The 9,520-nt window shown below is 68.7% G+C and carries 10 protein-coding genes and 1 pseudogene; 4 read left to right on the forward strand and 7 right to left on the reverse strand.

The features are described 5' to 3' along the window. The first annotated feature begins 26 nt into the window (after positions 1–26). The 4 genes from AruCF_RS19295 to AruCF_RS19310 are packed head-to-tail and all read left to right on the forward strand — an operon-like array spanning position 27 to position 3,832. The gene (locus AruCF_RS19295) at positions 27–2,234 is read left to right on the forward strand and encodes an ATP-binding protein (RefSeq protein ID WP_049075398.1); all 2,208 of its coding nucleotides are present in this window, start codon (positions 27–29) and stop codon (positions 2,232–2,234) included. Continuing rightward, a complete protein-coding gene (locus AruCF_RS19300) occupies positions 2,231–2,596 on the forward strand; it encodes a response regulator (protein ID WP_020926775.1) in 366 nt (121 codons plus the stop codon). Before AruCF_RS19295 ends, AruCF_RS19300 begins: the two co-directional genes overlap by 4 nt. 7 nt (positions 2,597–2,603) lie before the next feature. After that, on the forward strand, positions 2,604–3,254 hold the full coding sequence (locus tag AruCF_RS19305; protein WP_049075400.1) for a hypothetical protein: 651 nt from the start codon (positions 2,604–2,606) through the stop codon (positions 3,252–3,254). After that, positions 3,251–3,832, forward strand: coding sequence for a biliverdin-producing heme oxygenase (locus AruCF_RS19310; RefSeq protein ID WP_049075401.1), 582 nt, complete (start codon positions 3,251–3,253; stop codon positions 3,830–3,832). Before AruCF_RS19305 ends, AruCF_RS19310 begins: the two co-directional genes overlap by 4 nt. A 43-nt stretch (positions 3,833–3,875) precedes the next feature. Here AruCF_RS19310 and AruCF_RS19315 read toward each other — a convergent pair whose 3' ends face one another. The 7 genes and pseudogenes from AruCF_RS19315 to AruCF_RS19345 form a co-directional block, all read right to left on the reverse strand. Continuing rightward, the gene (locus AruCF_RS19315) at positions 3,876–4,670 is read right to left on the reverse strand and encodes an ABC transporter permease (protein WP_049075402.1); all 795 of its coding nucleotides are present in this window, start codon (positions 4,668–4,670) and stop codon (positions 3,876–3,878) included. A gap of 52 nt (positions 4,671–4,722) precedes the next feature. Beyond that, a complete protein-coding gene (locus tag AruCF_RS19320; protein WP_049075403.1) occupies positions 4,723–5,535 on the reverse strand; it encodes an ABC transporter ATP-binding protein in 813 nt (270 codons plus the stop codon). Next, a complete protein-coding gene (locus AruCF_RS19325; protein ID WP_049075404.1) occupies positions 5,528–6,568 on the reverse strand; it encodes an ABC transporter substrate-binding protein in 1,041 nt (346 codons plus the stop codon). Before AruCF_RS19325 ends, AruCF_RS19320 begins: the two co-directional genes overlap by 8 nt. Continuing rightward, entirely contained in the window at positions 6,549–7,838 is a 1,290-nt protein-coding gene (locus tag AruCF_RS19330) for a CaiB/BaiF CoA transferase family protein (RefSeq protein WP_049075405.1), read from the reverse strand. The genes AruCF_RS19325 and AruCF_RS19330 overlap by 20 nt, the downstream gene beginning before the upstream one ends. Positions 7,839–7,934: 96 nt before the next feature. Beyond that, positions 7,935–8,543 (reverse strand): recombination mediator RecR, encoded by a 609-nt coding sequence (gene recR, locus AruCF_RS19335; RefSeq protein WP_006385499.1) that lies wholly within the window; start codon positions 8,541–8,543, stop codon positions 7,935–7,937. Positions 8,544–8,610: 67 nt separating this feature from the next. Then, the gene (locus AruCF_RS19340) at positions 8,611–8,937 is read right to left on the reverse strand and encodes a YbaB/EbfC family nucleoid-associated protein (protein WP_006385500.1); all 327 of its coding nucleotides are present in this window, start codon (positions 8,935–8,937) and stop codon (positions 8,611–8,613) included. A 45-nt stretch (positions 8,938–8,982) separates the two neighbouring features. Further along, a pseudogene (locus AruCF_RS19345) lies at positions 8,983–9,520 on the reverse strand (DNA polymerase III subunit gamma/tau C-terminal domain-containing protein); the annotation flags it as partial.

Below are 9,520 nucleotides of genomic sequence, written 5' to 3' on the forward strand. Positions count from 1 at the left end.
TTGCGCACCTCCAGGACAAGCCTAGAATGAATGCGCCCACCCAGTCGCACCCGCCTGTCACGCTCGCGAACTGCGACAGCGAACCGATTCACGTCCCGGGCGCGATCCAGCCCCTGGGCGCGTTGCTCGCCTTCGATGCCGCGGGCGTGTTGCGCTACGCCAGCGAAAACGCGCCGCAGGTGCTCGGGATGCCGGTCGCATTGGGCTATCGCTGCGATCCGGCTTCGCTGCCGCCAGGCCTGGCGCGGAACCTGCCGGGCTGGCTGTCCCAGGACGATCCTGTCTTCGATCCGCTCAGCATCTCGCTGGACGGGCACGCCTACGACGTCATCGCCCACCGCAACACCGACGACCTGACGCTGATCGAACTCGAACGCCGCGGCGACGACGCCGGCATCGCCGATCCGGCGCTGATCTACCGCAGCATTGAGCGCGTGCGGGCGCAGCGCGACATCGCCGGCCTGCTGGAGCGCGCCGTGCAGGAGGTGCAACGCGCCACCGGCTTCGACCGCGTCATGGCCTATCGCTTCCATCCCGACGACAGCGGCGAGATCGTGGCCGAGCGGCGCGGCGATCCCGCGCTCGAAGACTGGGTCGGGCGCCGCTATCCCGCCGGCGACATTCCGGCCCAGGCGCGCCGCCTGTACACCGTGAATACCTTGCGCCAGATCGCCGACGGCCAGTACCAGCCGGTGCGGGTGCTGGCGCAGGACGGCATCGACGCGCCGCTCGACATGAGCTTCTCGGTGCTGCGCAGCGTATCGCCGGTCCATCTGGAATACATGGCCAACATGGGCGTGCGCGCCACCATGAGCCTGTCGCTGGTGATCGGCGGCAGGCTCTGGGGCATGATCGCCTGCCACCACCATTCGCCGCGCCTGGTCCCCTACCCGGCCCGGCTGGCCTGCGAGGCCCTGGCGCAGGTGCTGTCCGCGGCGCTGGCGACCATCGAGGGCAACGACCGCGCCGCGCAGACACGGCGCAATGCCGCGCTGGTCAGCCGGCTGACCGAGCGTGCGTCGGATTCCGAAAACATCCACCTGGCCCTGTCCGGCGGCCCGGAGACGCCCGCCTCGCTGATCGCCAACGACGCCGCGCTGTGCCTGTGGGGCAACAGCGTCACGGTGTTCGGAGGCATCGCGCCGCGCGGCGAACTTGCCGGCATCCTGTGCGCGCTGGACCAGAGCGGGCAACGTGTCGTCCACACCAACCACATCGCGCGCGACTATCCCGAGCTGCAGACCGACCTGGTGCCCTATGCGGGCCTGCTGGCGTGCAAGTTCGATCCCATGAACAATGGCTGGCTGATCTGGTTGCGGCGCGAACAGATCGAGACCGTGGTGTGGGGCGGCAAACCCGAAAAACAATACGCGGTGGGCAACCTGGGGCCGCGCCTGACCCCGCGCGGCTCGTTCGACGCCTGGCGCGAGGTCATGCGCGACACCAGCCCGCCCTGGCTGCCGGCCGAACTCGAGGCGGCCGATAACCTGCGCGACGAGCTGTCGCACATCGCCACCAGCCGCGCCGCCGACGTCGACCGCGCCCGCACCGCGCTGCTGGCGATGCTGGGCCATGACCTGCGCGATCCGCTGCAATCGATTTCCATGGCGGCCACGCTGCTTTCGCGGACCGACGCCGGCGCCCGCATGGGCGAGCGCATCCGCTATTCCAGCGGACGCATGCAGCGCCTGATCTCGCAGGTGCTGGATCTTTCGCGGCTGCAGGGTGGCATGGGGCTCGGCATCGAAAAGCGCGAATGCCGCCTGTCCGACCTTTTGAACGGCCTGATCGAGGAAAAGCGCCAAGCCTATCCCGGCCTGCTCATCGAGCCGGACGTGCACCCCGACCTGGTGCTGACGGCCGACACCGACCGCATCGCCCAGGTGGTCACCAACCTGATGAGCAACGCCCGCCAGCATGGCGCGCCGCGCATGCCGATCCACGTCAGCGCGATGCCGCGTGGCGACACCATCGAACTCACCGTGGCCAACCATGGCGCGCCGATCCCCGACGAGGTCATGGCGCACCTGTTCTCGCCCTTCAAGCCCGAATCCCTGGGCCAATCGCGCAACCGCAACGGCCTCGGGCTCGGCCTGTACATCGCCGAGCAGGTGGTGCGCGACCACCAGGGCGAGATCGCCGTCGACTGCCGCGACGGCCTGGTCATTTTCACCGTTACCCTGCCGCGCGACCAGGATGCGCCGCAGGTCCCCGAATCTGGAGACACCCCTTGAACGACGAGCGCGCCCTACGCGTCCTGCTGGTTGACGACAATGAAATGGGCTCGGAACTGCTGGCCGAATTCCTGGCGCTGTCCGGCCTGGAGGCGCGCTGCGCGGGTACCGGCGAAGACGCGCTGCGGCAGGCCGCCACGTTCGCCCCCGAAGCAGTGCTGGTTGACATCCTGCTTCCCGACATGGACGGCTACGAGCTGGCCCGCCGGCTGCGCGAACGCAATGTGTCATCGCGCATTTACGCCCTGAGCGGCCTGGCGCGGCATGAACGGCATGAAGACGCCTCCGCCCTGTTCGATGGCTGGATCGAAAAGCCCGCCGACCCCGATGCGCTGCTGACCGTGCTGCGCCAGGCGGGCTGACACCGCCATGCAAGTCGATATTTCCGCCCAGGCGCTGGCCGCGCAAGGCGTAAGGCTGAAGGTGCTGGCGCAGATATTCCCGGTGCTGCGCCACGAGGCCATCGCGCCGCTATCGAATGCCACCTTGGCGGCGGCCATGCTGAGCCACGCGCCGGAAGGCGCGGATGCCCAGGCCCGGCAGCAGCGCTGCGAACGGCTGGCCGGAGACCTCAACGACATGCTGGAAGACAGCGTCAGCGTGATCCGCGACCTGGACCAGTGGTTCAGCGACAACGGCGCGACGCTGCCGCTGGCGACGCTGCTCAAGGAATGCCGCAAGCTGCTGTTCTCGCAATTGATGTGGTCCAAGCGCCGGGTCCGCTGGCCCGAGGACCCGGGCGCGCTCGAACTGCCCGCTTTCAGCAGTCGTTATCTGCTCATGGCCTGGCTGCTGTGCCTGGTGGCCTGGCTGCCCGAAGGCGCCGAAGTGGAGCTCGACACGGCCGACCCGTCGGCATGGCATGCCCGCTTCACCGTGCCCGCGCAGGCGCCGGACGAACCCGCGCTGTTCGACACGCGCGACATCGAATGGCTGGCCGCCGATTCAGGCTGGCGCTTCGAGCGGCAGCCACAGAGCTGGTCGTTGCACCGCGCCGCCGCCGGCAAGGAACCCGCATGATCTCCCCGGTGCACCAATTCCTGCGTGATGGCACGCGCGACCGCCACGAGGCCCTGGATCAGGGGCTGGCGCTGGCCGATGGCAACGTCAGTCCGGCCCGCTATGTGGCGTATCTGCGCGCCATGCTGGGCTGGCTTGAACCGGTGGAAAACCGGCTGTGGCAACTGGACTGGCCCGCCGCGCTGCGGGCCGAAGAGCGGGACGGCAAGAGCGCGCTGATCCGCGCCGACCTGCGCGCGGCGAGCGACAGCGCGCCGGTTCCGCAATGCCCCGATGCGCCGCGCCCGCGGGCGGCCGACGCCTATGCGCTGGGCGTGGCCTACGTGGTGGAGGGTTCGCAACTGGGAGGACGCTTCCTGGCCAAGCGGCTCGAAGCCGCCGATCCGCCGTTGCCGCTGCGCTACCTGCGCGGCTATGGCGATGAGGTCGGGCCACTGTGGAAGGGTTTCCTGCAACACCTGGACGTGGCGGCGCAAGGACAGGAAGCGCAGGCGCTGAAAGGCGCGCGCGACGCGTTCGACAGCCTCGCCGCCTGGCTGCGGGACCAGGGCGCCCTGCAGAGCCCGGGCCAGCGATAGCCGCCGGACCGCGCCAGCGCGCGGCTCCAGGACGGCCAGCGGGTCAGATCTTCTCGGTCTCGCCCGACTTCGGCTGCCACTTCATCAAGCGCTTTTCACCGATCCCGACGATGTAATCCAGCACCAGCGCGAACGCGGTCAGCACCACGATGCCGGCAAACACCGTGTTGACGTCGAAGGTGCCCTCGGCCTGCAGGATCAGGTAGCCGACGCCGCTGGCCGAGCCCAGGTATTCGCCCACGACCGCGCCGACGAAGGCCAGGCCCACCGAGGTGTGCAGGCTGGAGAACACCCAGCTGGTGGCCGACGGCAGGTAGACGTGGCGCAGCAACTGGCGCCGGCGCGCGCCCAGCATGCGGGCGTTGTCCAGCAGCGTCGGGCTGACTTCGCGCACGCCCTGGTAGACGTTGAAGAAGACGATGAAGAACACCAGCGTCACCGCCAGCGCCACCTTGGACCAGATGCCGAGCCCGAACCACATGCCGAAGATCGGCGCCAGGATCACGCGCGGCATCGAGTTGGCCGCCTTGATGTAGGGATCGAGGATCGCGCTGGCGCGCGGCGACAGGCCCAGCCACAGGCCGAAGGCCAGGCCGGCGATGGTGCCGATGAAAAAGGCCAGCACGGTTTCGGTCAGCGTGACCCACAGGTGGGTGTAGATGTCGGCGTTGGTGACGAACCAGGCCCAGATGCGGCCCCACACCTTGAGGGGCTCGCCGAAGAAGAACGCCACCTTGGAATCGCGCGAGGCGAAATGCCACACGCCCAGGATGACGACGAGCAGCAGCAACTGCCAGAAGCGCAGGCTGGCGGAACCCGGTTTGAACGACTTGGACATGGTCAGGGCCTGTTCGATGGGAAGCGGGCGCGGCCTGGATCAGGCAGGGGCCTCAGGCCCGCTTCTGTTGTTGGGCATAGCCCTTGAGCACTTCCTCGCGCAGCACGGCCCAGATGGCCGCGTGCAGTTCGACGAAGCGCAGGTTGTTGCGCACTTCGGCCACGTCGCGCGGACGCGGCAGGTCGATGGCGAATTCGCCGATGGGATGCGTGCCCGGCCCGGCCGACAGCACCACCACGCGGTCGCTCATGGCGATGGCTTCGTCCAGGTCATGGGTGATGAACAGCACCGCCTTGCGCTTGGCCATCCACAGGTCCAGCACCTCGTTTTCCATCAGCTGGCGCGTCTGGATGTCGAGCGCCGAGAACGGCTCGTCCATGAGGATGATGTCGGGGTCGCGGATCAGCGTCTGCGCCAGCATGGCGCGCTTGCGCATGCCGCCCGACATCTGGTGCGGATAGCGGCTCTCGAAGCCGCCCAGGCCGACGCGGCGCATCCAGTCGCGGCCGCGCTCGAGCGCCTCGTCGCGCGGCACGCCGGCGAAATCCAGCCCGGCCACCACGTTGTCGAGCGCGCTGCGCCAGGGCAGCAGCGCCTCGCCCTGGAACATGTAGCCGGCGCGCGAATTGATGCCCGAGAGCGGCTGGCCGAAGACCTTTACCTGGCCCGACGACGGCGCCAGCAGGCCGGCGCTGACGTTGAGCAGGGTGGACTTGCCGCAGCCCGTGGGGCCCACCACCGACACGAACTCGCCCGGCGCGATGGCCAGGCTCGTGTCGCTGACGGCGGTGTAGCGCTGCGAGCGGTCGTCGCGGGAGACGAAGGTGCAGCTGATGTTTTCCAGCGATAGCGCGGCGTCAGCCATTGGGGTACTTCTCGTTGGCGCGACGCGCGAAATCGTTGGTCCAGACCTTGGACGGATCGATCTTGGCGCCGTCGAAATCCGCCTGGTACGCAGCCAGGGCCTTGAGCGCGGTGGCGGCGCCGTCCTCGGGGATCATGCCGTCGGGCGACAGGCCCTCGAGGCTCTTGCCGATGGCGGCCTTGTACACCGCCGGGTCGCCCAGCAGGTACGTTTCCGGCACGACCTTGGCGATCTCGTCGGGACCGGCCTTCTGGATCCACTTGTCGGCGCGCACCATGGCGTTGGTGAGCGCCTGCACGGTATTCGGATTGGCGTCGATGAACGCCTGCGGCGCGTACAGGCAGCCGGCCGGCATGTTGCCGCCGAAGATGTCCTGCGTGTCCTTGAGCGTGCGGGTGTCGACGATGATCTGGATGTCACCCGGCATTTCCAGCATCGACACCACCGGGTCGGTGTTGGAGATGGCGTCGATCTGGCCGCTGCGCAGCGCGGTCACCGCGCCGGCGCCGGCGCCCACGCCGATGATGGAAACGTCGGAAGCCTTCAGGCCGTGCTTGGCCAGGAAGAAGCTGACCACCATGTTGGTGGACGAGCCCGGCGCCGTCACGCCGATCTTCTTGCCCTTGAGGTCGGCCGGGCCCTTGTAGTTGGGCAGGTTCTTCTTGGAAACGCCCACGCCGATCATCGGCGCGCGGCCCTGCAGCACGAAGGCGCGGTAGGCCTGGCCCTTCGATTGCATGGCAAGGGTGTGCTCGAACGCGCCCGAGACCACGTCGGCGCTGCCGCCCACCACGGCCTGCAGCGCCTTGGAGCCGCCGGCGAAGTCGGCGATGGAGACGTCCAGACCCTCGTCCTTGAAGTAACCGCGCGCCTCGGCGATGGACAGCGGCAGGTAGTAGATCAGGGGCTTGCCGCCCACGGCGATCTGGACCTTGGTCTTCTCCAGCTTCTGGGCGCGCACGATGGCGGGGGCCATGCCCATGACGCCGGCGGCGCCGGCCATCTTGAGCAGATCACGGCGTGTGACTGACATGTGTTGTCTCCTTGGGTGCGGGGATACCGATAGCGCCGGTCTGCGCCAGCTTGTCGATAGCCGCTGAATCATACCCCAGCGATTTCAGGACTTCCTCGGTATGTTCCCCTAATGACGGACCGATCCAGCGGGTCCCACCCGGGGTTTCCGAGAGCTTGGGCACCACCGCAGGCAGCTTGACCGGACTGCCGTCGGCGAAGTGGTGCTGTTCGATCATGCGGCGCGCCAGGAACTGCGGATCGCTGAACATGTCGGCCACGCTGTAGATCTTGCCGACCGGCACGTCGGCCGCCTTCAGGGTGTTGAGCGCTTCCTCGATGCCGCGGCCATCGCACCATTGCTGGATGGCGCCATCGATCTCGGCGACCCGGCGGGCGCGGCCATCGTTGCGCACCAGGTCCGGGTCCGAGGCCAGGTCGTCGCGGCCGATGGCCAGCATCAGGCGGTGAAAGATCGCGTCGCCATTGCCGGCGATGACGATGTTCTGGCCGTCGCGCGTGGTGTAGGTGTTGGACGGCACGATGCCGGGCAGCGCGCCGCCGGTGCGTTCGCGCACCACGCCGGCCACGTCGTACTCGGGCACCAGGCTTTCCATCATGTTGAACACGGCCTCGTACAAGGCCACGTCGACCATCTGGCCCTGCCCCGCCTGGCACCCTTCGCCCTGCACGCCGTTCCAGCGGCCGCCGGTGGCGTCGCGGTGGCGCAGCGCCATCATGGCGCCGATCACGCCGTGCAGCGCGGCGATCGAATCGCCGATCGAGATGCCGACCCGCAGCGGCGGCCGGTCGGGATGCCCCGACACGTAGCGCAGGCCGCCCATGGATTCGCCGATGGCGCCGAAGCCCGGTTGATCCTTCATCGGGCCGGTCTGGCCGTAGCCGGACAAGCGCACCATAATCAGGGCGGGGTTAATGGCGCGCAGCTGCTCAAACCCAAGGCCCCACTTTTCCAACACGCCGGGGCGGTAGTTCTCGACCACCACGTCGGCGTCCAGCGCCAGTTTGCGGGCGATTTCGCGGGCCTCGGGATGCTTGAGATTGAGGGCAATGGATTGCTTGTTGCGGGCCTGCACGGTCCACCATAGCGAATTGCCTTCATGCAGGTGGCGCCAGCTGCGGATGGGGTCGCCCCCGCCCGTGCCGTCGGGGCCGTGCGGCGTTTCCACCTTGATGACGTCGGCGCCGAATTCGCCGAAGATGCGCGCGGCGAACGGGCCGGCGATGAGCGTGCCGAGTTCCAGGACCTTCAGGCCGGTCAGGGCTGACATGTTGGTTGTCTTCCTCTCGTGGAGGCCGCGCCGCGCGGGCGGGCCGTTTTTCCAATGCCCGCCGGTACATTGCCGGCGCGCTATTGTGGGGGCGTGTCAGGTGGTCTTGCGCTCCATCAGCGCCCAGGCGATGGTGCCGGCGTCCACGTATTCCAGCTCGCTGCCGGCCGGCACGCCGCGCGCCAGGCGCGTGACGCGCAGGCCGCGTTCACCCAGGGCCTCGCCCAGGAAATGCGCGGTGGTCTCGCCTTCGGCAGTGAAGTTGGTGGCCAGGATGACCTCCTGCACCACGCCGTCGGTGGCCCGGCGGATGACGCGGTCGAAATCGAGTTCGCGCGGGCCGATGCCCTCCAGCGGCGCGACGCGTCCCATCAGCACGTAGTACAAGCCGCGGTAGCCGTGGCTGGACTCGATCATGTTCTGGTCGGCCGGCGTCTCGACGATGCACAGCAGCGAGGGATCGCGCTTGGGATTGGCGCAGGTGGCGCACACATCCTCTTCGGCGAAGCTGTTGCAGCGCGAGCAGTGGCGCAGGTCGCGCACCGCGCCTGCCAACGCGCGTCCGAGCATGTCGGCGCCCTGGGGGTCGTGCTGCAGCAGGTGATAGGCCATGCGTCGCGCGGAACGCACACCCACGCCAGGCAGGCGCCGCAGCGCCTCGATCAGCGAGACCAGCGGTTCGGGTTCGGGCAGTAAAGGGTCCATGACACGACGGCAACTTGCGGACGGCAAAGGCCGCGCCGCCCGGGGCGGCGGCGGCCGGAACGTTCGATCAGAACGGCAGCTTCATGCCCGGGGGCAGCGGCATGCCGGCGGTGACGGACGCCATCTTTTCCTGCGAGGTGGCTTCGGCCTTGCGCAGCGCGTCGTTGAAGGCGGCGGCGACCAGGTCTTCCAGCATGTCCTTGTCGTCGGCCAGCAGCGACGGATCGATTTCGACGCGCTTGACGTCGTGGCGGCAGGTCATGGTGACCTTGACCAGGCCGCCGCCGGAGGCGCCTTCGACCTGGATCTCGGCCAGCGCGTCCTGCGCTTTCTTCATGTTTTCCTGCATCTGCTGCGCCTGGCGCATCAGGCCGGCCAGTTGTCCTTTCATCATGATGGAGCTTCCTTGAACGAGGGAATGTAGGGATTGGCCGGCGCGTTACGCGGCGGCAGAAGGAGAGTCGACGTGGCGGATCGAACCGGCCACGACATGGGCGCCGAAGTCCGCCACCAGCGCCTGCACGAAGGGATCGACGGCGACAGCGTCCTCGGCGGCCTGCTGGCGCGCCGCGCGCTCGGCCTGGGCCACGGCGTGGGCCGTGGCTTCACCGACCGCGCCGACGTCCACGTCCAGCCGGATACCCTGGCCGAAGTGTTCGCACAGCACCGTCTGCAGGCGCACGCGGCTTTCGCTTTCCGCCAGTGTCTTGACGGCCACGCGCAGGATGATGGCATCGCCCTGCACGCCGGCCCATTCGCTCTGGCGCGCCAGCTCGGCGGCCAGGCCGGTGACCGGCAGGCGCGCGGCCAGCTCGGGCCACGCGGCGGAGGTCATGTCGGCCAGGCGCGCGCGCGACTGGCGCTTGCGAGCCGGGGCCGGGCCTTCGCGTCGGGCGGGCGCCGCCGACGGGGCGGGCGCGGCCGAGGGCGCGCTGGCCAGCGTTTTCGAAATCGTCGTCGGGGTCGGACGTGAAACC

Origin of the sequence: Achromobacter ruhlandii (assembly GCF_002082135.1) — a bacterium.
Classification (GTDB): domain Bacteria; phylum Pseudomonadota; class Gammaproteobacteria; order Burkholderiales; family Burkholderiaceae_B; genus Achromobacter; species Achromobacter ruhlandii.

What these genes read in the sequence shown, in the direction of transcription:
- AruCF_RS19295 (WP_049075398.1), top strand. Translation starts at nt 27, where the DNA reads ATGAATGCGCCCACCCAGTCGCACCCGCCTGTCACGCTCGCGAACTGC.
- AruCF_RS19305 (WP_049075400.1), top strand. Translation starts at nt 2,604, where the DNA reads ATGCAAGTCGATATTTCCGCCCAGGCGCTGGCCGCGCAAGGCGTAAGG.
- AruCF_RS19310 (WP_049075401.1), top strand. Translation starts at nt 3,251, where the DNA reads ATGATCTCCCCGGTGCACCAATTCCTGCGTGATGGCACGCGCGACCGC.
- AruCF_RS19315 (WP_049075402.1), bottom strand. Translation starts at nt 4,670, where the DNA reads ATGTCCAAGTCGTTCAAACCGGGTTCCGCCAGCCTGCGCTTCTGGCAG.
- AruCF_RS19320 (WP_049075403.1), bottom strand. Translation starts at nt 5,535, where the DNA reads ATGGCTGACGCCGCGCTATCGCTGGAAAACATCAGCTGCACCTTCGTC.
- AruCF_RS19325 (WP_049075404.1), bottom strand. Translation starts at nt 6,568, where the DNA reads ATGTCAGTCACACGCCGTGATCTGCTCAAGATGGCCGGCGCCGCCGGC.
- AruCF_RS19330 (WP_049075405.1), bottom strand. Translation starts at nt 7,838, where the DNA reads ATGTCAGCCCTGACCGGCCTGAAGGTCCTGGAACTCGGCACGCTCATC.
- recR (WP_006385499.1), bottom strand. Translation starts at nt 8,543, where the DNA reads ATGGACCCTTTACTGCCCGAACCCGAACCGCTGGTCTCGCTGATCGAG.
- AruCF_RS19340 (WP_006385500.1), bottom strand. Translation starts at nt 8,937, where the DNA reads ATGATGAAAGGACAACTGGCCGGCCTGATGCGCCAGGCGCAGCAGATG.